The 21,534-nt window shown below is 66.4% G+C and carries 19 protein-coding genes; 6 read left to right on the top strand and 13 right to left on the bottom strand.

The features are described 5' to 3' along the window. Positions 1-152 precede the first annotated feature (152 nt). Positions 153-614 (top strand): SRPBCC domain-containing protein, encoded by a 462-nt coding sequence (locus EAG14_RS04060; protein ID WP_099656526.1) that lies wholly within the window; start codon positions 153-155, stop codon positions 612-614. 21 nt (positions 615-635) lie between these two features. After that, the gene (locus tag EAG14_RS04055; RefSeq protein WP_121728139.1) at positions 636-1,028 is read left to right on the top strand and encodes a VOC family protein; all 393 of its coding nucleotides are present in this window, start codon (positions 636-638) and stop codon (positions 1,026-1,028) included. A gap of 98 nt (positions 1,029-1,126) precedes the next feature. Here the strand turns inward: EAG14_RS04055 and EAG14_RS04050 are convergent, their stop codons facing one another. From EAG14_RS04050 to EAG14_RS04035, 4 genes are read right to left on the bottom strand one after another with little or no spacing between them, the layout of a single operon-like run. Further along, a complete protein-coding gene (locus EAG14_RS04050) occupies positions 1,127-2,338 on the bottom strand; it encodes a cytochrome c (protein WP_240456929.1) in 1,212 nt (403 codons plus the stop codon). A gap of 49 nt (positions 2,339-2,387) precedes the next feature. Further along, positions 2,388-3,203 (bottom strand): ABC transporter ATP-binding protein, encoded by an 816-nt coding sequence (locus EAG14_RS04045; RefSeq protein WP_205603497.1) that lies wholly within the window; start codon positions 3,201-3,203, stop codon positions 2,388-2,390. Beyond that, positions 3,197-4,300 carry an ABC transporter permease gene (locus EAG14_RS04040; protein ID WP_121728138.1) on the bottom strand — a complete coding sequence of 368 codons (1,104 nt, stop codon included), beginning with the start codon at positions 4,298-4,300 and terminating at the stop codon, positions 3,197-3,199. The genes EAG14_RS04045 and EAG14_RS04040 overlap by 7 nt, the downstream gene beginning before the upstream one ends. Positions 4,301-4,321: 21 nt before the next feature. Next, on the bottom strand, positions 4,322-5,347 hold the full coding sequence (locus tag EAG14_RS04035) for an ABC transporter substrate-binding protein (RefSeq protein ID WP_121728137.1): 1,026 nt from the start codon (positions 5,345-5,347) through the stop codon (positions 4,322-4,324). 186 nt (positions 5,348-5,533) lie between these two features. On the opposite strand from EAG14_RS04035, the gene EAG14_RS04030 reads away from it, so the two are divergent. Both EAG14_RS04030 and EAG14_RS04025 read left to right on the top strand, forming a co-directional pair. Then, on the top strand, positions 5,534-6,178 hold the full coding sequence (locus tag EAG14_RS04030; protein WP_121730284.1) for a cysteine dioxygenase: 645 nt from the start codon (positions 5,534-5,536) through the stop codon (positions 6,176-6,178). A 41-nt stretch (positions 6,179-6,219) separates the two neighbouring features. Beyond that, positions 6,220-7,857: a rhodanese homology domain-containing protein gene (locus EAG14_RS04025; RefSeq protein ID WP_121728136.1), complete on the top strand. Its 1,638-nt coding sequence runs from the start codon at positions 6,220-6,222 to the stop codon at positions 7,855-7,857. 122 nt (positions 7,858-7,979) lie between these two features. Here the strand turns inward: EAG14_RS04025 and EAG14_RS04020 are convergent, their stop codons facing one another. The 8 genes from EAG14_RS04020 to EAG14_RS03985 all read right to left on the bottom strand — a co-directional run bounded on the left by EAG14_RS04020 (position 7,980) and on the right by EAG14_RS03985 (position 17,083). Continuing rightward, on the bottom strand, positions 7,980-9,398 hold the full coding sequence (locus EAG14_RS04020) for an LLM class flavin-dependent oxidoreductase (RefSeq protein ID WP_121728135.1): 1,419 nt from the start codon (positions 9,396-9,398) through the stop codon (positions 7,980-7,982). A 150-nt stretch (positions 9,399-9,548) separates the two neighbouring features. Further along, the gene (locus EAG14_RS04015) at positions 9,549-10,487 is read right to left on the bottom strand and encodes a CysB family HTH-type transcriptional regulator (RefSeq protein WP_121728134.1); all 939 of its coding nucleotides are present in this window, start codon (positions 10,485-10,487) and stop codon (positions 9,549-9,551) included. Between the two features lie 97 nt (positions 10,488-10,584). Next, positions 10,585-11,964, bottom strand: coding sequence for a sulfatase (locus EAG14_RS04010; RefSeq protein ID WP_121728133.1), 1,380 nt, complete (start codon positions 11,962-11,964; stop codon positions 10,585-10,587). Continuing rightward, on the bottom strand, positions 11,961-13,079 hold the full coding sequence (locus EAG14_RS04005; protein WP_121728132.1) for an ABC transporter substrate-binding protein: 1,119 nt from the start codon (positions 13,077-13,079) through the stop codon (positions 11,961-11,963). The genes EAG14_RS04010 and EAG14_RS04005 overlap by 4 nt, the downstream gene beginning before the upstream one ends. A gap of 50 nt (positions 13,080-13,129) precedes the next feature. Further along, on the bottom strand, positions 13,130-13,963 hold the full coding sequence (locus EAG14_RS04000) for an ABC transporter ATP-binding protein (RefSeq protein ID WP_099656535.1): 834 nt from the start codon (positions 13,961-13,963) through the stop codon (positions 13,130-13,132). 42 nt (positions 13,964-14,005) lie between these two features. Next, positions 14,006-14,851 (bottom strand): ABC transporter permease, encoded by an 846-nt coding sequence (locus EAG14_RS03995; protein WP_121728131.1) that lies wholly within the window; start codon positions 14,849-14,851, stop codon positions 14,006-14,008. A gap of 17 nt (positions 14,852-14,868) precedes the next feature. After that, positions 14,869-15,732, bottom strand: coding sequence for an ABC transporter permease (locus tag EAG14_RS03990; protein ID WP_121728130.1), 864 nt, complete (start codon positions 15,730-15,732; stop codon positions 14,869-14,871). A gap of 253 nt (positions 15,733-15,985) precedes the next feature. Continuing rightward, complete coding sequence (locus tag EAG14_RS03985; RefSeq protein WP_121728129.1) at positions 15,986-17,083, bottom strand: ABC transporter substrate-binding protein; 1,098 nt, start codon at positions 17,081-17,083, stop codon at positions 15,986-15,988. Between the two features lie 303 nt (positions 17,084-17,386). On the opposite strand from EAG14_RS03985, the gene EAG14_RS03980 reads away from it, so the two are divergent. After that, positions 17,387-18,244 (top strand): TauD/TfdA family dioxygenase, encoded by an 858-nt coding sequence (locus tag EAG14_RS03980; RefSeq protein ID WP_121730283.1) that lies wholly within the window; start codon positions 17,387-17,389, stop codon positions 18,242-18,244. 151 nt (positions 18,245-18,395) lie between these two features. Next, positions 18,396-19,760 carry an LLM class flavin-dependent oxidoreductase gene (locus EAG14_RS03970; protein WP_162995906.1) on the top strand — a complete coding sequence of 455 codons (1,365 nt, stop codon included), beginning with the start codon at positions 18,396-18,398 and terminating at the stop codon, positions 19,758-19,760. 86 nt (positions 19,761-19,846) lie between these two features. Here EAG14_RS03970 and EAG14_RS03965 read toward each other — a convergent pair whose 3' ends face one another. Continuing rightward, positions 19,847-21,493 carry an ankyrin repeat domain-containing protein gene (locus EAG14_RS03965; RefSeq protein ID WP_121728127.1) on the bottom strand — a complete coding sequence of 549 codons (1,647 nt, stop codon included), beginning with the start codon at positions 21,491-21,493 and terminating at the stop codon, positions 19,847-19,849. Between the last annotated feature and the right edge of the window lie 41 nt (positions 21,494-21,534).

Genomic DNA, 21,534 nt, shown 5'->3' with positions numbered 1-21,534 from the left:
CACAGCACGCAAAACCCGCGAAAGCGGCCAAAGCGGCGAAAGGTGCTGATCGTGTGGTGGCGAGCCCAGGACATTGCAAGCGTGACTGCGCCGCACCGAGGCGCAACCACAGACGGACAGGACGAGCCCCCTCAACCAGCCAGGAGCCCCCGATGCCATCCACCCCCCAAGCCAGCGCCGCCACATTGGCCACCGAACGCGTGCTGCACGCCAGCCCGCGCAAGGTGTTTCAAGCGTTCAAACAACCCGAGCTACTGGCCCGCTGGTGGGGGCCTGCTGGCTTCAGCAATGCCTTTGAGCAGTTCGACTTCACGCCTGGGGGGCGGTGGGTGTTTGTGATGCACGGCCCGGACGGCAAGCACTACCCCAACGAGTGCGTTTTCCGGGCCATCGAGCCCGATGCACTGGTGGTGATTGAGCATGTGGTGGCCCCACACTTCACGCTGACGGTGCAGCTGCGCCCGCAAGGTGAAAACCACACGCACCTGGCGTGGGCCCAAACGTTTGACAGTGCAGAGGTGGCCGCCCAGCTGCGCGACTTTGTGGTGCCTGCCAACGAACAGAACCTGGACCGGCTGCAAGTGGTGCTGCTGAGCCAGTCGCAACGGGCGTAGCCCGCACCGAGGAATAACGCCATGCTCTCCCATGTGTTCGTGGGCATTTCCGACTTTGAACGCGCCCTGGCGTTTTACCGGCGGGTGCTGGCAACACTGGGCGCCCAAGAGCGCTTTTGCGATGCCACGCGGCCCTGGGCGGGGTGGGAGTCCACGCCAGGGCCCCGGCCGCTGTTTGTGATTGCCCGCCCCTTCAACGGCGAAGTCCCTAGCCCCGGCAATGGCCAGATGGTGGCCTTTATGGCCGCCACGCGAGGCCAGGTGGATGCCGCACACGCGCTGGCGCTCGCCCTGGGCGGCCAGTGCGAAGGCCGCCCGGGCCTGCGGCCCGGGTACCACGCGGATTGCTACGGTGCGTACTTTCGGGACCCGGATGGCAACAAGCTGTGCGTGGTGTCGCATGGGGTGGCATAGTGCCAAGATATTTAACCAAAACGGCACCTAGCGCTTTATCCATAAGCGCTAGAAGCTATCAAATTGTGAGTAAACGGTGCACCACTGCACCACACACCCTAATGTGGAAAGCCACCCCGGCGCAGGCGCACGGGCTCGGCGTCCATGCGGCGGATGAGGGCTTCGAGGCCATCAGCGGCGGGCGGTGTGGATGCTGCTGACCGGGCGGTGGCCGCATTGGCGGGCGCAGCGGCACGGCAGACCAGGTCATCCTCCGACCACCCACCCTGCCCTGGCAGCGCACGGGCGCGCAGCCAGCCGTTGCGGTCCGCCAGCATTTGCGCGCCCTGCGCGTCTTGCAGGCCCTGATCCCCATCGGCCGCTTGCCCCAGCACCCAGGCCAGCACAGGCAGGGCATCGGGCTCTTGCACGGTGCATTCGGCGCGGTCGGCAGGGTCGCCAGCCGCCACCGCCTGGGCGGGCACCCACAGGGTGAGCAGGCGCGGGTCGTCTGGCGGCAGCGCGGCCGCTGTGCCGCCCAGCACCACGCGCAGGCGCTGGCCCTGCAGCTGGCGCACGCTGGTGGCACCCGTGTTGCGGCAGTGCACCCGAGCCTGGGGCATGCGCACGGGCGGGGCCCAGGCGCCGGTGTCGCGCAGCAGCTGGCCTGCCGCGTGGGCCTGCAGGTAGTCCAGCACCTGCCACACCTGCTCGTCCGTCAGATGGGCGAAGGCGGGCATGGTCTGCACGCCTGCAGCGCTGTGCATGCCGTGGCGCACGCGCCAGAAGAGCTCGCCCTCCAGCCGCTTCCACAGCAGCGATCCGTTCAGCGTGGGCGGCCACATGGGTAAGCCTGCGGCATCGGGCCCCTCGCCCTTGCCGTCGGCACCGTGGCAGCGCACGCACTGCTGCTGGTAGATGTGCGCCCCCTGCGTGATGGACTGCACCGTGAACCCCGTGGGCGAGCGGTGCCAGCTGGTGGGCACAGCCGGGGCCTGCAACAGGGCCAGCGCGGGCCAAGGGGCGGCCACTGCAACCACCAACAGGGCCGGTGCCAAGGCCCAGCGCGCCCACCGCCAGCGCAGCGCCAACAGGGCCAGCACACCCAAGCCGAGCACACAGGCCAGCAGCGCCGTAGCCTGGCGGGCCAGTTGGGGTTCTTGCGCCAGCACCTCGGCCGCCAGGCGCTGCGCCCACGGCCACGCGGGCTGGCCGTGCACGTCGGGCAGCCAGCCCACGGCGTGCAGTGCTGCTTGCAGGGCTTGCTGGCTGCGCTGGGCCAGGGCCAGCAAGGCGTCCAACAGATCAGCGGGCAAGGTCCAGGCCATCATGCAGCGCCCACGCTGCGGCAAAGGGCTGTGGCAAGGTCAAACGCGGTCGTCACCAACTCGCGTCCAGCCCCAGCAGTGCCAGCGCCTGGTGCCGCAGCTCGGCCAAGCGCGGGTGGCCCCGGTGGCGCGGGTAAGGCAAGTCGTTCACCAGCACCTGCTTGATGGTGGCGGGCCGCTCCGACAGCACCACCACGCGCTGCGCCATGAACAGGGCTTCTTCCACATCGTGCGTGACCAGCAGGGCCGAAAAGCCGGTGCGCTGCCACAGGTCCACCAGCTCGGTCTGCATGGCCAGACGGGTGAGCGAGTCGAGCTTGCCCAGGGGTTCGTCCAGCACCAGCAGGCTGGGGTCGTTGACCAGGGCCCGTGCCAGCGCCACGCGCTGCGCCATGCCGCCCGAGAGCTGGTGCGGAAAGGCCTTGCCAAAGGCCTCCAGCCCCACCAGTTGCAGAGCCTGGTCCACACGATGGCGATGGGTTTTGAGCAAGCCCCGCGCCTGCAGGCCCAAAGCCACGTTGTCCCACACGGTGCGCCAGGGGAACAGCGTGGGGTCCTGGAACACCACGATGCGCGATGGGTCGGGCTGGGTAATGGGTGCGCCGTCTTGCAGCAGCTCGCCCGCCGTCGCGGGCTCCAGCCCCGCCACCAGCCGCAGCAGGGTGGATTTGCCGCAGCCGCTGGGGCCCAGCAGGGCGACAAACTCGCCGGGCTCAATGGCCAGGTCCAGCTCGTCAATCACCTGCAGAGCGCCGCCGGGCAGGTCAAACCAGTGGCTCACGTTGCGCACGTCGATGCGCGCGCCCGTCGAGGTGGCCGCCTCAGCTTCCGCAGCGGGGGCTGCAGGGACGTGGGTTGAAGTCACCATTTCACAATCCCCTTTTGCCAAGACAGCACCCGGTCACGCAGCACAAACAGCAGCGAGATCACGCCCGAAAACAGCAGCGCCATGATGATGAGTGCGCCATACATGTTGGGGTAGCTGGCCCAGCCCTGCGCCCAGGTGAGGTACCAGCCCAGGCCCGATTTAACGCCCAGCATCTCGGCCACCACCAGGGTGGAAAACGCCGCACCCAGCCCCATAAACAGGCCCACAAACACCTGCGGCAGCGAGGCCGGGATGGCCACGCGCAGCACCAGAAACCACGGCGATGCGCCCATGGTGCGCGCCACGTCGTAGTAGTTCTTGTGCACGCTGGCCACGCCCGACCAAGTGAGGATGGCCACCGGGAAGGCCGTGCCCAGCGCAATCAAAAAGATGGCGGTGGACCAGCTGGAGGGGAAAAAGTAAAACGAGATGGGCAGCAGCGCCGTGGTGGGCACCGGGCCCAGCACCCGCAGCACGGGGTGAATCCAGTAATTGGCACGGCGCGACCAGCCCATGAGCACGCCCACCACAAAGCCCACGCTGGCGCCAATCGCAATGCCCAGGGCCAGCAGCTTGAGCGAGTTCCAGGCGCTGTCGAGCAGCCGCGCCCAGTCGGTCACGTACACCTCGGCCAGGCTTTGCGGCGGGGCAAAGAACGGCGGGGGCAGCGTGCCCAGCTTGGCGGTGTAGACCTCCCACACCGCCAGGCCGACGGCAATGGCACCGAGCCAGGGGCCTGCGCTGCGCAAGCGTGCAGCCTGGCGCCCCAGCAGCGCGGGCCAGGCCACTGCCAGCCACAGCACGGCCGCAACGCCCCAGGCCGCCACGGCGAACTCCTGCGTGTAGGCCCAGTCGCTAAAACCTACGGGCAGGTTGGGCCAGAACCAGGTGATGGTGCCCAGCACCGTCCAGGCCAGTGCGGCGAACAGGCCCGTCCACCACAGGCGGACCTCGGGGACCTTCGCAATGGGTGCGGTCTTGGGCGCAGCATGCGCAGAGGCGGGAAGGGACGGGCGTGCCAATGGTGCAGAGGAGCCCGAGGCGGAAGGAACCGCTACTGGCAAGCCCGTGGGGATGAGCGTGGTGCTGTGTGCCATGGTGCAACTCCTGGGGCGCGGTCAGGCCAGCACGTCCACCGTCACATGCTGCGCAAAGCGCGCGGCATCGGTGTTGGGCTTGAGAACGCCCACCAGCTTGAAGTCGCGGGCGTAAAACTCCACCTCTTTTTGCAGCGCCACACCGCTGGGGTGGTTGCGGTGCGTGAGGGTGCCCAGCACGGCGCGCAGGTCTTCCACCGGCACCTTGGAGTAGGGGCTGTAGATGCGGGCTGTTTCGTTGGGGTAGTCGGCTACAAACTCCGAGCCCTGGTTGATGGCACGCACCAATGAGGCCACCAGGGGTTTGTCGGAGCGGATGAGCTTGCCGCCCACGCCCACCACACAGCAAGTTTTGGCCGCGTATTCGCCCGAGAGGTTGGTGGCCAGCTCCACCAGGCCCTTGGTGCGCCGCTCGATCAGGAACAGGTTGGGGTCACCATCGGCAATGGCGTGGGCCTCGCCCTTTTCTACCGCCAGGCCCAGCATGTCGCCGGGGAACTGGCGCCAGCTCACGTCTTTTTCCGGGTCGAGCCCGGCCTTGGTCAGCAGCACCGCAAAGAAGTTCTTGCCGGGGCTGTTGAGGTCGGACACCGCAATCGTCTTGCCCTTGAGCTTGGCGATGCTGGTGATGCCCGCCGGGCCATAGCCCACCAGGCGCGAGCAGCCGCCGTGGCTGCTGCCCACCAGCTTCACGTCCAGGCCCGACTCCAGCGGCTTGATCCAGCGGTGCACCATGCCCACGGCCGCATCGGCCTTGCCGGTGGCAATGGTTTCGAGCAACTGGTCGGTAGAGCCCGCAAAGTTCACCAGCTCGACCTTGAGGCCCTGCTTTTCAAAAAAGCCGCGCTCAATGGCCACGGGAACGGCAGACAGGCACACGGCGTTGGCGTTCCAGGCCAGCGTGAGGGGGCGCAGCTTGCTGCTTTGGGCCAGCACACTGCTGCCCACCACGGCCGCCGCACCGGCCACTCCGGCGCCTGCTGCCGTGCGCAGCACGCGCCGCCGCGACCAACCACCCGATGCTGCTGCCCCTTGATCCTTGCCCATGCGAACCTCCTGTGAATACGGTGAAACTGTTGAAGCCTGTGAAACGCCAAAGCAGGGATGAACCCGTGCCTATCGACCGTGGCGCTATTGCAAGGCCAACCCGCGTTCGGGAGAACGAACAAAATCACGCATCGATATGCAAAAGTTTCAGCAGCACAAAAGCCGCAAATGCGGTGCAATGCGAACATGAGCACAACCCCCACCCTCGCCCGCCTGCGCGAATTTGTGCAGGAGCTGGCGGCGCTGCTGCAGCGCAACCCCACCGAGCCCGATGTGCTGGAACGCGGCGGCGCCCTGCTGGGCCGCCTGGTGGCGCACGACGACTGGCTGCCCGCCGCCTATGCCAAGCCGCACCCCGACCGCTACCAGCAGTACCTGTTGCACGCCGATGCGCTGGGGCGCTTTTCGGTCGTGAGCTTTGTGTGGGGGCCGGGCCAGTCCACCCCCATCCACGACCACACGGTGTGGGGCCTGATTGGCATGCTGCGCGGCGCAGAGGTGGCCCAGCACTACGCCAAAACCCCGGAAGGCCGCTGGGGCCCCGAAGGCGCGCCCACACGGCTGCTGCCGGGCCAGGTGGAGGCGGTGTCACCCCGCATTGGCGATGTGCACCGCGTGAGCAACGCCCTGGCCAACCAGACCTCCATCAGCATCCATGTGTATGGCGCCAACATTGGCGCGGTGGAGCGGTCGGTGTACCTCGAAGACGGCACGCGCAAGCCCTTTGTCTCGGGCTACAGCAATACCGAGTTGCCCAACCTGTGGGACCTGTCAGCCGAGCGCAATGCCGCGCTGCGCGCAGCCACGGCAACGCCCCAGCCGGCCCCTTGAATCGCCCCAATCGTCCCCTCTGATTTCTTTGCCTAACCCCCATGACCCAAGCCCAGCCCATATCGCAAGAAGCGCCCCATGTGCCCCTGAAGACAACCGCCGATGTGCGCAACGCCCTGCTGGCGCAGCAGGAGATTGCCCTGATCGACGTGCGCGAAGAACACCCCTTTGCCCAGGCCCACCCGCTGTTTGCCGCCAACTTCCCGGCAGGCAAGCTGGAGATCGAGGTCTACACCCGCATCCCCCGGCGCAGCACGGCCATCGTGGTGTATGACGATGGTGAGGGACTGGCCGAGCCTGCAGCGCGCACCCTGCAACGCCTGGGCTATACCGATGTAGCCTTGCTGACCGGGGGCCTGCAAGGCTGGCGCGACGCGGGTGGCGAGATCTTCATCGACGTGAACGTACCCAGCAAATCGTTTGGCGAACTGGTGGAGGCCGAGCGCCACACGCCCTCGCTGCCTGCGCAAGAAGTGAAGGCCCTCATCGACCAGAAGGCCGACGTGGTGGTGCTAGACGCGCGCCGGTTTGACGAATACCAGACCATGAACATCCCCACCGGCGTGAGCGTGCCGGGGGCCGAGCTGGTGCTGCGAGCGAAGGCGCTGGCACCCCGGCCTGAGACGCAGATCATCGTCAACTGCGCGGGCCGCACGCGCAGCATCATCGGCACGCAGTCGCTCATCAACGCTGGCTTGCCCAACCCCATTGCGGCGCTGCGCAACGGCACCATTGGCTGGCTGCTGGCGGGCCAGGAGCTGGAACGCGGTGCCAGCCGCCGCTTTGACACCCAGCCTGCGCACGACACGCCCGAACAGCGCGCCACTGCAGCACAAGCAGCCCGCCAGGTGGCCGACCGCGCCGCAGTGAAACGCGCCCGCACCGAGCACCTGCACGCCTTTGCCCTGCAAGCCGAGCGCACCACCTACTTGCTGGATGTGCGCACGCCCGAAGAATTCAACCGGGGCCATGTGCCAGGCTTTCGCAACGCGCCCGGCGGCCAGCTGGTGCAAGAGACCGACCACACCGCCCCCGTGCGCGGCGCCCGCCTGGTGCTGGTGGACGACGATGGCGTGCGCGCCAACATGAGCGCATCGTGGCTGGCGCAGATGGGCTGGGATGTGTGGGTGCTGGACGACCTGCAGACTACGGACTTTCACGACACCCGCCCGGCACCCCAGCCCGTGCCCGAGCTGCTGGAGCCCGCGCAATGGATATCCCCCGCCGACCTGGCAGAGCGCCTGCAGCGCGAGGCCCCCGGCCAGACGGTGGTGCTGGACATGACCACCAGCGCCAACTACACGCTACGCCACATCCCTGGCGCGTGGTTTGTGCTGCGCTCGCAACTGGCGCAGGCGCTGCAAACCATCCCCAAAGCCCCGCACTATGTGCTGACCTGCGGCAGCAGCCTGCTGGCCCGCTATGCTTCGGTGGATGTGGCCCGCATCACGGGCGCCACGGTGCAGGTGCTCGAAGGCGGCACCCTGGCCTGGATTGCCCAGGGCCTGCCGCTGGAACAAGGCGAAACCCGCTTGGCCTCACCGCGCATTGACCGCTACCGCCGTCCCTACGAAGGCACAGACAGTCCACGCGAGGCGATGCAGGCGTATCTGGACTGGGAGTTTGGGCTGGTGGAACAACTGGGGCGCGACGGCACGCACGGTTTTAGGGTGATCTGAGCGATCGCCAGGATGGCCGGATGCCCTGCACCGCCAGGGTGCCGGCAAGACAAAAGGCCCGGAGCTTTCACTCCGGGCCTTTTGTCTTTCAGCGGGGCATGGGGATGGTGCCCCCACGCGAACTATGCAGCCACCGCCTCGGGCAAAGGCTCTGCCACCTTGCCACCTACCGTACCCGGCTTTGCACGCGCAACGGTGTAGCGGTTGGCAGGCACAGGCAAACCCAGGTTGCCCCGGAAGGTGGGGGCCGTGTACTCCTTGCGGTAGATGCCACGCGCTTGCAGCACGGGCACCACCAGTTCGGCAAAGTCCTTGAGTGAGGTGTTGGGCAGGGCTTCAAAGAAGTTGAAGCCGTCTGCGCCGCCCTGCTCAAACCAGCGCTGGATCTCGTCGGCCACCTGCTCGGCCGTGCCCACAAACGTGCGCTTGGGGCGGGCGTGCCACAGGGCCACCTCGCGCAGCGTGAGGCCATGGGCCTTGGCGTGCTGCTTGATCTTGTCGCTGGCGCTTTGCTGGCTGTTGCGGCCCAAGTCGCCCAGGTCTGGGAAGGGAGCATCCAGCGGGTATTTGGAAAAATCGTGGTCGTTGAACGGCCGGGCCAGGGCCGCAATGGCGTTCTCGATGGGCACCAGGGCGGCCAATGCTTCGTATTTGCGCTCCGCCTCTTCGGCAGTGCGGCCCACGATGGGACGGATGCCGGGCAGCAGGAACACCTTGGCTGGGTCGCGCCCCTCGGCAGCCACACGGGCCTTCACATCGCGGTAGTAGGCCTGGGCCTCTTCCAGCGTGTCGGCATGGAAGAAGATGGCATCGGCGCGCTGTGCGGCAAAGCGCTTGCCGTCTTCCGACGCGCCCGCCTGGAAGATCACCGGCTGCCCCTGACGGGAGCGACTGATGTTCAGCGGCCCTTCCACCGAAAAGAACTCGCCCTGGTGGTCCAGCCGGTGCAGCTTGGCGGGGTCGAGAAACTGGCCCTTGGCCTTGTCGCGCACCAGGGCATCGTCCTCCCACGAATCCCACAGGCCCTGCACCACGTCCAGGTGCTCTTGCGCCAGGCGGTAGCGCACGCCATGGTCGTAGTGCTCTTTGCGGCTGTAGTTGCGGGCGCTGCCGTCCAGCCACGAGGTGACCACGTTCCAGCCCGCACGCCCGCCGCTGATGTGGTCGAGCGACGCAAACTGGCGCGCCACCGTGAAGGGCTCGCTGTAGCTGGCCGTCACCGTGGCCACCAGCCCAATGTGCGAGGTGGCTCCGGCCAGGGCCGACAGGATGGTGAGGGGCTCAAAGCGGTTGAGGTAATGCGGGCTGGAGCGCTCGGTGATGTGCACGCTGTCGGCCACAAACAGGAAGTCAAACCGCGCCTTCTCGGCCAGCTGCGCCTGCTCTTTGTAGAAGCCGAAGTTCACGCTGGCATCGACCACCGCATTGGGGTGGCGCCAGTCGCCCCAGCCCGCGCCCACACCGTGCAAGACAAAGCCGAAGACCAGCTGGCGGGGGAGGGATGAGGGTGTTGATACGGGAGACGAATGGGGTTGGGTCATGGAGCGGCCTGCGAGCAGTGGTGAATGACATCCAGCATCGGGAGCCCTTCGCTGGTCGTGCAGACAGCTTAGGAAGGCCGCCCCACAGGGCGAAGGAATCAAAACAGATATGGATATGCGGCGGCCCCAGGCACGGGCACCGCGCCGCATTCACTCTTGCGCTGGCAAGTCCCGCACCGCGCGCTCCACCGCCTCGCGGGTCAGCGTGGGGGCAAAGGTTTCGATGAAGCTGTACGCATAGCCCCGCAGCCAGGTGCCGCGGCGCACGCCCAGGCGGGTGACGTTGACCTCGAACAGGTGGCGCGCATCGAGCATGCGCAGGTGGCGGTCGCGCTCGGGATCGACCGCGATGGAGGCCACGATGCCCACGCCCATGCCCAGCTCCACATAGGTTTTGATCACATCGGCATCCATGGCCGAGAGCACCACATCGGGCTTGAGCCCCTCGCGGGCAAAGGCTTCGTCGATGTGCGAGCGGCCGGTGTAGCCCAGCTCGTAGGTGATGATGGGGAACTCCTGCAACTGCTGCAGCGTGACGGGCTCTTGCAGCTCCAGCAGCGGGTGGCCTGGCGGCACCACGATGCTGTGCGTCCAGCGGTAGCACGGCAGCGTGACGAGGGCGTCGTAGTGCGACAGCGCCTCGGTGGCCACGCCAATGTCGGCCTCGCCGCTGAGCAGCATCTCAGCCACCTGCTTGGGCGAGCCCTGGTGCAGGTGCAGCGACACCTGCGGGAACATGGCCCGAAAATCGCGCACCACATGGGGCAAGGCATAGCGCGCCTGCGAGTGCGTGGCAGCGATGGACAGGCGCCCTTCGTGGCTGGAGCTGTAGTCCTGCCCGGCACGCTTGAGGTTGTCGGCATCCTGCAGCAGGCGCTCCACAATCGGCAGCACCGCCTGGCCAGGGGGCGTGAGGCCCGTCAGCCGCTTGCCTGCGCGCACAAAAATCTCGACGCCCAGCTCTTCCTCCAGCTCACGGATCTGGCGGCTCACGCCAGGTTGGGAGGTGTAGAGCAAGGCGGCCACCTCGGTCAGGTTGAAGCCGCAACGCACGGCCTCGCGAACGGAACGCAATTGTTGGAAGTTCATTTTGGATTGTTCTCTCGCAAGGGGGATTCACAGTCAGCACTCGGCAAGGGCAGGTAGCGGTGGGCGCGGCACACCGCCCCTGCAAGCCACGCAAGCCCTACATGCCGCGCCGCGTCAGGTCGGGCGCATAGCGGTCGGCCTGGATGTCGGGCGAGAGGCCGTGCGTCACCACCTCGTCGGTGATGGGCAGGAACTGCGCGTTCCACGCATCCCAGGCGGCACGCAGGCGCTCGAACACCTCGGGGTGCTTGCTGCGCAGGTTGGCACGTTCAAGCGTGTCGTCCTCCACGTCAAACAGGAACTCGTTGTCGTTGATCTTGAGGTACTTGAAGCGCCCCTCGCGCACGGCGCGCTGGCGCTGCGACTTGTAGCGCCAGAACAGCGTGCGCGGATGCTCCGGCGCTTGGCCCTGCAGCACGGGCAGGATGTTTTCACCGTCAGGGGGGTAGGCCGGGTCGGGCTGCACACCGGCTGCGGCCAGCAGCGTGGGCAGCCAGTCCATGGTGGCGGTGACCTGCTCACTCACCTGGGGCTGCAGGCCCGCAGGCCAGCGCAGCAGCGTCGGCACGCGAATGCCACCTTCGAGCAGCTCGGTCTTCTGGCCGGTGAAGGGCCAGGTCTTGGAAAAGCGCTCGCCCCCGTTGTCGCTGGTGAAGACGACGATGGTGTTGTCGTCAATGCCTTGCTCCTTGAGGGTCTGCACCACCTGGCCCACGGCGCGGTCGAGCGAACGCACCATCTTGGCGTAGGTCTGCAGGTTGCCGCCGTCGTAGTGAAAGATGTCCTTGAGGTTGCGCGACACTTCTTCGTCCTCGGGCCCCACCCACGGCCAATGCGGCGCAGTGAAGTGCAGCGACAAGAAGAACGGCTTGCCCGTATCGCGCGCGCGCAGCCAGTGGGATGCCTCGTCGGCCAGCAGCTGGGTGTAGTAGCCCACACGCTCCACCGGCACCTCGCCCTCGTACAGGTCGCGCGGCACCGCCTCGCCCACAGCGGGCTTGTGCGTGAAGTAGTCGATGGCACCACCGTAGTTGCCAAAGAAGCGGTTGTAGCCACTCTTGAGCGGGCCGAAGTTCGGCAGGTTGCCCAAGTGCCACTTGCCGATCAAGGCGGTGTCGTACCCCGCATCGCGCAGCAGCGAGGGCAGCGTGGGGTGCTCGGGCGGCAGGCCGTGCACGTTGGCCTTGCGCACCAGGGGTTCTTCCAGCCCGCCGCGCAGGCGGTACTGGTAGCGGCCCGTGATGAGCGCAAAACGCGTGGCCGAGCACACGGCCGAGTTGGCATAGGCCTGGGTAAAGCGCACCCCCTCGGCAGCCAGGGCGTCCAGGTGCGGGGTGGTGAAGTCGGTCTGGCCGTACACGCTCAGGTCGGCCCAGCCCAGGTCGTCGGCCAGCACAAAGATGATGTTGGGGCGCTGCGCCGCTGTCGCGGGTGTGGCAGGTGTGCCAGCGGTGGCTGGGGTGGAAACCTTGCTCATGCAGCCCCCTTGGCCTTGCCGGTGGCATCGGTCTCGGCCCATTGCTTGTCCAGCTTCAGGTCCTTGATGGCCTGCTGCACCAGTGCGGGCTGGAACCAGGCCTTCACGTCAAAGCCCTGGCGGATCAAGCCGAGCTTGAGGCCGTCGTCCTGCACGCCTTGGTAGCCCGCAATGAAGCCGTCGTCCAGCAATGGCGAGAAACGGGCGCCCAGGCTGTCGCCCGCCAGCTCTTCGCGGAAGGCCACCTCGGGGTTGCCGCTGTTGTCGGCATACAGCTTGATGAGTGCGTCGCGGTTTTTCTCTTGCGACGCCCACTGCGCGCCGCGCACCAGTTGGCGCACCAGGCGCTGGGCCAGTTGGGGCTGCTGGGCCAGGAAGTCATCCGTGGCCAAAATGCCGGCATTGATGGTGTAGGCGGGGCCACGGCCCTTGGTGCTCAGCGCAATGTTCACGCCCTTGTCTTTGAGCAGGAACAGGTCGGCGCCGCCAAAGGTGGCGTCAATTTGCCCGGCGACGACGGCAGCCTTGGAACTGGGCCAGTCCATGTTGATGAGCTTGACGTCTTTTTCCGTCAACCCAGCGCTGGCCAGCAGGTTGTCGAATGGGCGCTGGTAGGCCGTGCCCTTGAGCACGGTCACCTTCTTGCCCTTGAGGTCGGCCACGGTGTGGATGGACACGCCCGGTGCGGTGGCCAGGTAGCTGTTGCTGCCCCGGCCCGATGCTGTGATGAAGCGCGTGGGCAGGCCGCGTGCTCGGCCAATCACGGCGGCCAGGTCGCCCAGCGAGATCACGTCCAGCTGCTTGGCAGACACCGCCTCGTGCACCGCCGGGCCCGCCCCGCGAAAGAAGTTCCACTCGACTTTGATGCCGTCTTTTTCAAACTCTTCTTCGAGCCACTTGTGGGCCTGCACCACGGCCAGCACGCTGCTGCCAGGCGATGGTTTGCCCGCCGTGCCCAAATCAGGCGAGCCAATGCGAATGACCTTGGCCGGGGTTTGCGCGCGCAGCACTATGGGCGCCGCCAGGGCGGCGGCACCACTGGCCAGCACGGCCCGGCGAGACCAGGCACGCGACAGGGAAGGGGCAGAGAGGGAGGGATTTTTTTGTTGTGTCATACAAGGCCTTTTGGGCAGGGGGAAGAAAGCGAACAGATTCCGGCGCGCCATCAAATGGCAAATTGCCACTGCGCTGGCGGCGGCAGGTGCACATCGCGCTGCAAGGGGGGCTCGGCCAGGTCGGCGGCGGGGTGGGCGGCAAACTCGCGCATCACGCTGTCTTTGACGGTGGTGAAGGCATACGACGTGCGCTCGCGCGGGTGGGGCAAGTCCACGGGCACCACGCGGCGGATACGGCCAGGGCGTGGCTCCATCACCACCACGCGGCCGCCCAGGTACACGGCCTCTTCCACGTCGTGCGTCACCAAAATCATGGTGATACCCTCTTGCTGCCAGATGCGGCGCAGCTCTTGCTGCAGGTGGGCGCGGGTCATGGCGTCGAGCGCGCCAAAGGGCTCGTCCAGCAGCAGGATGTCGGGCCGGTTGACCAGCGCACGCGCAATGGCCACGCGCTGCGACATGCCGCCCGAGAGCTGGTGCGGGTAGGCCTTCTCAAAGCCCTGCAAGCCCACCAGCTCGATGTGGTCGCGCACGGTGGCGCGCTGCTGCCCTTCGGTCAGGCCCGCGTTGAGCAGGCCCAGGGCCACGTTCTTCTCGACCGTGAGCCAGGGGAACAAACGGTGCTCCTGGAACACGATGCCCCGGTTCAAGCTGGTGCCGCTGATGCGCTGGCCGCTGAGCAGCAACTGCCCTTGGTAGTCCCCCTCCAGCCCCATGATGAGGCGCAGCAGCGTGGACTTGCCACAGCCGCTGGAGCCGACGATGCTCACGAACTCGCCCGGGGCAATGGTCAGGTCGATGTTCTGCAGCACGGGCAGCGCTTCGCCCTTGACTTCGTACTGTTTGTTCAGGCCTTGTATGGCCAGGGTTGCGGCATGCGCCATGGTGGGTGCTTCCTCAGAAAAATGGGCAATGGACGGGCGGGCTCAGTACTGCGCCACAGTGCGCTCGCGCCAGGCCAGCAGGCGGCGCTCCAGGGCAGACAATGCGGCGTTCAGCACAAAGCCCACCAGGCCAATCACCACCACGCCGAACAGCACCAGGTCCATCCAGAAGTGCTCACGCCCGTCGATCAGGGTGTTGCCGATGCCTTTGCCTGAGGCCAGCAGGTACTCGGCCCCCAGCGTGGCCAGCCAGGTGTAGATGAGTGAGAGCTGGATGCCGGTGAACAGCGATGGCGCAGCGGCGGGCGCGACCACGCGGGTGAGCGTTTGCCACACGCTGAACTCGTACACCCGGGCCACTTCCAGGTACTCGCGCGGCACGCTGCGCAGGCCCTCAAAGGTGTTGAGCACCACCGGGAAGAACGCGGCCATGGCCACAAAGGCGATCTTGGCGGCGTCGCCCAGGCCGAACCACATGGAGAGCATCGGAATCCACGCGAACAGCGAGATCTGCTTGAGCGTGTGGAAGGTGGGACCCACCAGCCGCTCGGCCCAGCGCGACCAGCCCAGCAAGGCCCCCACGGCCAGGCCAGCGGCCGAGCCGATCACAAAGCCCCAGCCCATGCGCCACAGGCTTGCCGACAAGGCCACCCACAGCTCGCCACTGCGCACTTGGCTCACCCCCCGCTGCCACACAGCCCCGGGCGACACCAGCAGGGGCGAGTCAGACCAGCCCGATTGCACCGCCGCCCACCACAGGGCCACGATGGCCGCAGGCAGCACCCAGCCGCGCAGGCGCTGCGGCACCTTCTGAAAAACGTTGGAGGAAGCCACAGAACCTAACGATGCAGGGGTTGAAGACGTCGGGAGGGAAGAGGTATCAGACATGGGCGCCCTTTGCTTTGTCACAGGCCGGGCTTGCGCCAGCGCAGCAGCCAGGTTTCGGTCGCGGCCAAGGCCCGGTCCAGCACAAAGCCGACGATGCCCACGGCCAGCACGGCAGCCAACACCACGTCCAGCTGGAACAGCTGGCGGCCATACACGATGAGAAAGCCAATGCCTTCGGACGACGCCAACAGCTCCACCACCACCAGCGCCAGCCAGGCATGGGTGAGGCCATAGCGCACGCCGTTCCAGATGGGGGCCGTGGCGGCCGGGAAGACCACCTTGCGCAGCATTTGCCAGCGGGTGAAGCCATAGGCCTGCGCCACCTCCACCAGTTTTTGCGGCACGTTCTGGATGCCTTGGCAGGTGTTGATGGCCACCGGCACCAACGCGGCCTTGGCGATGAGCAAGAACTTGAGCCCCTCGTCAATGCCCACCAGCAAAATCAGCAGCGGTAGCCAGCCAATCACCGGCACCTGGCTGAAGGCCTTGAACAGCGGAAACACGTAGTCGCGGAACGTGGGCGAGAGCCCCATGGCCACGCCCAGTGCCAGCCCGGCGCCCAACCCGATGCCAAAGCCCGTGAACACCCGCACCATGCTGATGCGCAGGTGGTCCCACAGCTCGCCGGTGGCGGCCAGGTCGAGGAAGGTTTTAAAGACGGCGGCCGGTGGCGGCAGCACCTGCTCTGGCACCCAGCCCAGCACGCTGGAGAGCTGCCACAGGGCCAGCACCGCCAGCGGAAACGGCCAGGCCCACAGCCAGGTCAAGCCGAGCCACGCCAGGCCAGGGCGCCCCGCCGCTTTGCCTGTGGCTCTGGCAGCCGGGGCCGGGGCCGATACAGCAGTGGCCGGCGCCTCCAATACAGCGGGGTGAAAAGGCATCTCTGCACATCCTTTCGCGTCAAGCCGGTAACCCCTGACGGCAGGGACCGGTCACATAACAACCAAAAGAAATGTAGAAGACGATCGATATAAAAATAAATGGTAATTTGCAATATGCTTTGACTTAGCTGTTTTGGGCGTGAGCTCGTGCCCCGTGGTTATGAGGAACAGCAGACGCCGGCGCCGCCAGCCCCTCAAAACCCCGGTGCCGCCCCGTGGGCATCTGAGGGTTTGCGGGCCTGGCCGCCTCGCTTTATTGCAGCAACTCACCGCCTGCGGCATACACAGGCCAGTGCCCCTCCAGCTTCAGCTCTTTGAGGGCCGCCTGGAGGTAGCGGCGGTCAAACCAGGACTCGATCTCGGGCTTCTTGCGGATGAGCTTGAGCTTGTAGGCCTCGTCGGCCGCGTCCTTGTAGCGGGCGACCAGGAACGGGTCGAGCAGCGGCGACAGACGCACTTTGAGCGGCTGGCCAATGAAATCCTCGCGCCACACCTTCTCGGGGTACTCGGCCTTGCCCCACAGGGCAAACAGGTCGGCACGGCGTGATTCATCCGAGTATTTGTGCGCATACCTGAGCACCGTGGTGACCACACGCTGCACCGCCTGGGGGTGGCGGGCGGCAAAGTCATCGGTCACCAACAGCACCGTCTGCCGGGTGTATTTGTACGAATCCGCCGAAGCCGACCAGACCACCTTGGCCAGGCCCTTGTCTCGCAAGGCAAAGACGTTCACATAGCCAAAGGCGGCATCAATGTCTTTGGTGGCCAGGGCGGCGTCGGCACTGGGCAAGTCCAGGTTCACCAGCTTCACATCCCGTTCGCTCAAGCCCTTGTCGGCCAGGGCGCGCACGGCGGCCAGGTGCAGATTGGTGCCTTTGAAGACGGCCACCTTGCGGCCCTTGAGGTCTTCCAGCCGCTGGATGGGCGAATCGGGGGGCACCGCCAGATACAGACCCGTGCGCACGCCGCTGCCGAGGATGATCTTGGTCTTCACATCGCTGGCACGGTGCACGACCGAGGGCAGGTCGCCCTGCCAGGCAAAGTCCAGTTGCTTGTTCACCAACGCCTCGTTCACTGCGGGGCCTGCGCCTTTGAAGAAGATCCACTGCACCTTGATGCCGTCTTTCTTGAACTCCTCCTCCACCGCCCCATCGGTGTAGGCCAGCGCGGCCGATGTGCCGCCGTGGCGCACCGGGTCAGAACCCACACCGCCGGTAGCCACGCCAATGCGGATGGTTTGCAGCGCTGGCTGCGCTGGTGCCTGCGCATGCACGCCAAAGGGAAGCCAAGGCAGCGCAGTGGCCAAAGTCAGGGCCAGCAGGGCCTGTAGGCGGCGGACGGTCACAAACATGGAGGCCTTTCTTTGAACAGGTTCTTGGAAGCCGGGGCAATGCACCCATGGCCCCGAGGTTGCACGGAGACCCGATTGGGACGGCGCCCGGCCACTGCGCCAACGAAGCATTCGTGCCATGCATCTGCCGCCATGAGTCGGTCATAAGCAAAGACACGAACCGCCATGCACTGCTGTGTTTGCCAACTATGCATATGCGAACTGCTTCGTTCGCTGGCGCAAAGCCCCTGCCTACAGTGGTTGCACGCTGGTGGGCTCCACCAGGCGGCCCACACACAGCAACCCGGTGCAGAAAGGCAACCCATGTCCAAGCTCAACGACCTGAACCCCACGTACACCCGCTTCACGGTGGAGCCGTACACGCCCACCATTGGCGCCGTGATCCACGACCTGGACCTGACCCAGCCACTGGACGCCACGACGCAACAGGAACTGCGCGCTGCGCTGGCAGAGCACGAGGTGATCTTCTTTCGCAACCAGCAGCTCACCCCTGCGCAGCACATCGCCTTCACGCGCACCTTTGGCGGCGTGGCCGAGGTCAAAGCCTTCTTCCCGCGCCTGGAAAGCCACCCCGAGATCGAGATTGTGGAAAGCACGGCCGAGCGGCCCAAGGCCTCCAACAACTGGCACGCCGACATCACCTGGCGCGAACAGCCGCCGCTGGGCACCAGCCTGTACGCCCAGGTGATTCCGGCCACCGGCGGCGACACCCTGTGGGCGAGCCTCACGGCCGCCTACGCCAGCCTGCCAGCGCCTTTGCAGGCCTACCTGGAAACCCTCACGGCCGTGCACACCTGGGAGATCAGTGGCTGGACCGAATACCTGCTGCGCAAGGACGCCAGCGGCGAAGAGCTGAAAGCCGCCCGCGCCAAATACCCTCCGGTGGAGCACCCTATGGTGCGCGTGCACCCGGTCACGGGCAAGAAGATTTTGTATGTGAACCCCACCTTCACCAGCCACATCAAGGGCCTGCACCGCACGCAAAGCGATGCCCTGCTGGCCCAGCTGTTTGAGCTGCCCAAGGTGCCCGAATTTCAGGCCCGCCTGCGCTGGCAAACAGGCTCGCTGGCGGTGTGGGACAACCGATCCACCCAGCACTACGCGGTGGGCGACTTCTTCCCCCAGCACCGCAAGCTGCACCGCATCACGATCACCGAGTAGCCCCTGCAAATAGCCCCCTGAGTCGCCTGCGGCGCTTTCTCCCTTCGGGGGACGCACCTGGTGGCCCGGCAAAGCCGGTGCCACGGGTGCACTGGCACTTGCCGCGTCGGTTTCGCAGGCTGCGCGCTCGGTTCAAACCATCGGCATCCCTATGACCCAACCCAACACTCCACGCAAACTGCGCCTCGGCGCTTTCATCATGGCCACCGGCCACCACATTGCGGCCTGGCGCCACCCCGGCGCGCAGGCCGATGCGGGCGTCAACATCGACCACTACATCGAGCTGGCGCAGACGGCAGAGCGCGGGCTGTTTGACCAGGTGTTTGTGGCCGACAGCCCGGGCATCCGCAACCATGGCGACCACGAATCGTTCAGCCGCCAGGGGCGCCTGTCGCACTTCGAGCCCGTCACGCTGTGGGCGGCGCTGTCGGCGGTCACCCAGCACATTGGGTTTGTCGCCACAGCGTCCACCACCTACGAAGACCCCTACCTGCTGGCGTGCAAGTTTGCCTCGCTCGACCACATCAGCAAGGGCCGCGCGGCCTGGAACGTGGTGACCACCAGCGCCGACAACGTGCACGGCAACTTTGGCCTGAACGCCCACCCCGACCCCGCGGTGCGCTACGAACGCGCCCACGAGTTTGTGGACGTAGTGAAGGGGCTGTGGGACAGCTTTGACGACGATGCCTTCCTGCGCGACAAAGCCAGCGGCGTGTACCTGGACCCGGACAAGGTGCACACCCTCAACCACATTGGCAAGCACCTGAAGGTGGAAGGCCCGCTGAACCTCGAGCGCCCGCCCCAGGGCTATCCGGTGATCGTGCAGGCAGGCTCGTCCGAGGATGGCAAGGAGCTGGCCGCCGCCAGCGCCGAGGCCATCTTCACCGCCTGGACCAGCCTGGTCGAAGCCCAGGCCTTCTACCGCGACGTGAAGGGCCGCATGGCCAAGTACGGGCGCAGGCCCGAAGAGCTGCTGGTGCTGCCCGGCATCTCCCCCGTCATTGGCCGCACCGAGGCCGAAGCCCAGGCCAAATGGGCCGAGCTGCAGGCGCTGATCCACCCCGCCGTGGGGCTGGCCACGCTGGCCCCCTTCTGGCCTGGCGAAGACCTGTCAAAGTGGGACCTGGACGCGCCGCCGCCCTACATCCCCGAGCCGCCCAAGGGCATCAACAGCCGCGCCCAGGTGGTGCTGCAACTGGCGCGGCGCGAGGGCTACACCGTGCGCCAGCTGTACGAATACCTGGCGGGTGCGCGCGGCCACTGGGTGGTGGTGGGCACCCCGGCGCAGATTGCCGACCGCATGCAGGAATGGTTTGAAAACGGCGCCGCCGATGGCTTTAACGTGATGCCACCCGTGCTGCCCCAGTCGCTCAACGAGTTTGTGGACCTGGTGGTGCCCGAGCTGCAGCGGCGCGGGCTGTTTCGCACCGCCTACGAGGGCAAAACGCTGCGCGAAAACCTGGGCCTGCAACGCCCCGCCAGCCGCTACGCACAGGCCCAGCGCAAGGCGGCGTGAATATCAAAAATAATAGCTGCTAGCGCTTACACAATAAGCGCTAGAGCCTATTTTTATTCAAAATCTGAGAGAACAGGCGCACACCATCAGACCGCCAGAAGTTTCTGCGCGGCCTTGTTGCGCTTGGACACCGCCAGCTGCAGCGGCGTGCGGCCCTGGCGGTCGCAGTGGGTGCGGTCAGCCCCCGCCTGCAGCAGCAGAGGAAGGCAGTGGGTCGCCTTGCACTCCAACGCCTCATGCAAAGCATTGCCCCCGTGGTACAGCACCCGGTTTGGGTTGGCACCGTAGGCCAGCAGCAGCGCTACCTTGGCTTCGGACTGGGCGTTGATAGCAGCCTCCAAGGGAGTGTGCTGCGCATCGGCCGGTGGCTCAGCGGGCAAGCCGAGCGCGAGCACTATCTCCAGCAACTCCACAGGCCGGTCCACGATGCGGCTGCTGAAATCCTTCAGGCAGCTGTTGGCCGCATTCAGCCAGGCGGTATCGCGCGTGGGAAAGGCCTCGGGCGCGCTGCACTGCACCAGGTATCGCATCGTGGCCACATCCGTGCCTTCGTGCTTCGTGGTGCATTCCGCCAGCAACCGGGGCTCCGGGGTTGTGTCGATGCACATCAGCGCATGGTCCCCCGGCCTCCACAGCCGGTCCAACGCTGGGAGGTTCCCTTCGTCCACAGCCCTGCTCAGCAAGCCATGCCGATGGGCTTCGTCCGGCGGCGCCTGCGCCAGCAATTCATCCAGCCGCGCATGGTCGTGGTACGAAATCGCGTTGAGTTGCTGCTGCGGTGCGTCGTACTCCAGCACGTAGTGCGGCCAGATCACCCGGCCGCCATGTGCCATGAGGAGATCGCGCAGCGCCCGGTGCACGCCCCCGGCCAGGGCCGAATCCCCGTGCTGGCTCACGGCGTTGACCTCTGCGCCCCGCTCCAGCAGCCACTGCGCGGCCAGCACGGCCATAGAGACTGGCTTGCTCAAATAGTGCGTTGCATCGGCCAGTTGCATCAAGGGCGTGTGCCCCTCGTCGTCCACAGCGTTCACGTCCACGCCTGCGTCCACCAGCGCCTGCATCAGCGCAATGTCAAACGCGTAGGCCGCGCAATGCAGCGGAAACACGGGCAAGGTGAAGCTGGGCATGCGGGTGACCAGGGCCAGGGGATCGGGCCGCGCCCCGGCTTGCAGCAGGGCGATGATGGCCTCGGTGGGCAAAACGCCGCTGGCCTTGCCCGCCTGCGGCGTGAGCAAATGCACGATGAGCGGCCGGTGGTACAGCACCGTGTTGGGGTCCAGGCCGTGGTGGTGCACCAGGTTCAAGACCTCGCCGTATTGTTCTTTGGAAAGCAACTGGTGCACTTCTTCCAGTGGGTCCAGCTTGCGCACAGCGGCATCAAACTGCTTGCGCGTGACCGGCTTGGGGCCGTTGAGCCACAGGCCTTCTGCCTTGGGGCCGTTGTGCCATTCGCAGCTCAGCAGCTTGGCACCTCGCTCCACCAGCCCGGGTGGCCAGCCTTCAGAGGCCAGCAGGTTCCATGGCCCGAGGACAGACAGCTCGGCACACAGCTGCGCGGCGCCCGCGAACTCGAACGACACGCCGGCGTCTTCGCCCAGGCCGAGCATCGTGCCCAGCACTCGGGCTTGCTCGTTCAACGGCATGTCGGCCGTTGCTTGGGCCTCGGCAGCCCAGGCAGCGGCCTGCGTGCGGGACGCAAAATAAACGGTGTAGTGCAGGCGGGATTCAGACATGGGGCGGGTTCAACAGCAGAAGCAAAACACAGCGGGCTGCA

The sequence above is a fragment of the Acidovorax sp. 1608163 genome (assembly GCF_003669015.1).
In the GTDB taxonomy this organism is placed as follows: Bacteria; Pseudomonadota; Gammaproteobacteria; order Burkholderiales; family Burkholderiaceae_C; genus Acidovorax.
Note: the sequence above shows the minus strand (reverse complement) of the source record. Positions and strands in the feature narration are given on the sequence as shown.

What these genes read in the sequence shown, in the direction of transcription:
- EAG14_RS03985 (WP_121728129.1), bottom strand. Translation starts at nt 17,083, where the DNA reads ATGTTTGTGACCGTCCGCCGCCTACAGGCCCTGCTGGCCCTGACTTTG.
- EAG14_RS04005 (WP_121728132.1), bottom strand. Translation starts at nt 13,079, where the DNA reads ATGACACAACAAAAAAATCCCTCCCTCTCTGCCCCTTCCCTGTCGCGT.
- EAG14_RS04015 (WP_121728134.1), bottom strand. Translation starts at nt 10,487, where the DNA reads ATGAACTTCCAACAATTGCGTTCCGTTCGCGAGGCCGTGCGTTGCGGC.
- EAG14_RS03990 (WP_121728130.1), bottom strand. Translation starts at nt 15,732, where the DNA reads ATGCCTTTTCACCCCGCTGTATTGGAGGCGCCGGCCACTGCTGTATCG.
- EAG14_RS04030 (WP_121730284.1), top strand. Translation starts at nt 5,534, where the DNA reads ATGAGCACAACCCCCACCCTCGCCCGCCTGCGCGAATTTGTGCAGGAG.
- EAG14_RS03965 (WP_121728127.1), bottom strand. Translation starts at nt 21,493, where the DNA reads ATGTCTGAATCCCGCCTGCACTACACCGTTTATTTTGCGTCCCGCACG.
- EAG14_RS04035 (WP_121728137.1), bottom strand. Translation starts at nt 5,347, where the DNA reads ATGGGCAAGGATCAAGGGGCAGCAGCATCGGGTGGTTGGTCGCGGCGG.
- EAG14_RS03995 (WP_121728131.1), bottom strand. Translation starts at nt 14,851, where the DNA reads ATGTCTGATACCTCTTCCCTCCCGACGTCTTCAACCCCTGCATCGTTA.
- EAG14_RS04055 (WP_121728139.1), top strand. Translation starts at nt 636, where the DNA reads ATGCTCTCCCATGTGTTCGTGGGCATTTCCGACTTTGAACGCGCCCTG.
- EAG14_RS04025 (WP_121728136.1), top strand. Translation starts at nt 6,220, where the DNA reads ATGACCCAAGCCCAGCCCATATCGCAAGAAGCGCCCCATGTGCCCCTG.
- EAG14_RS04020 (WP_121728135.1), bottom strand. Translation starts at nt 9,398, where the DNA reads ATGACCCAACCCCATTCGTCTCCCGTATCAACACCCTCATCCCTCCCC.
- EAG14_RS03980 (WP_121730283.1), top strand. Translation starts at nt 17,387, where the DNA reads ATGTCCAAGCTCAACGACCTGAACCCCACGTACACCCGCTTCACGGTG.
- EAG14_RS04050 (WP_240456929.1), bottom strand. Translation starts at nt 2,338, where the DNA reads ATGATGGCCTGGACCTTGCCCGCTGATCTGTTGGACGCCTTGCTGGCC.
- EAG14_RS04060 (WP_099656526.1), top strand. Translation starts at nt 153, where the DNA reads ATGCCATCCACCCCCCAAGCCAGCGCCGCCACATTGGCCACCGAACGC.
- EAG14_RS03970 (WP_162995906.1), top strand. Translation starts at nt 18,396, where the DNA reads ATGACCCAACCCAACACTCCACGCAAACTGCGCCTCGGCGCTTTCATC.
- EAG14_RS04045 (WP_205603497.1), bottom strand. Translation starts at nt 3,203, where the DNA reads ATGGTGACTTCAACCCACGTCCCTGCAGCCCCCGCTGCGGAAGCTGAG.
- EAG14_RS04010 (WP_121728133.1), bottom strand. Translation starts at nt 11,964, where the DNA reads ATGAGCAAGGTTTCCACCCCAGCCACCGCTGGCACACCTGCCACACCC.
- EAG14_RS04040 (WP_121728138.1), bottom strand. Translation starts at nt 4,300, where the DNA reads ATGGCACACAGCACCACGCTCATCCCCACGGGCTTGCCAGTAGCGGTT.
- EAG14_RS04000 (WP_099656535.1), bottom strand. Translation starts at nt 13,963, where the DNA reads ATGGCGCATGCCGCAACCCTGGCCATACAAGGCCTGAACAAACAGTAC.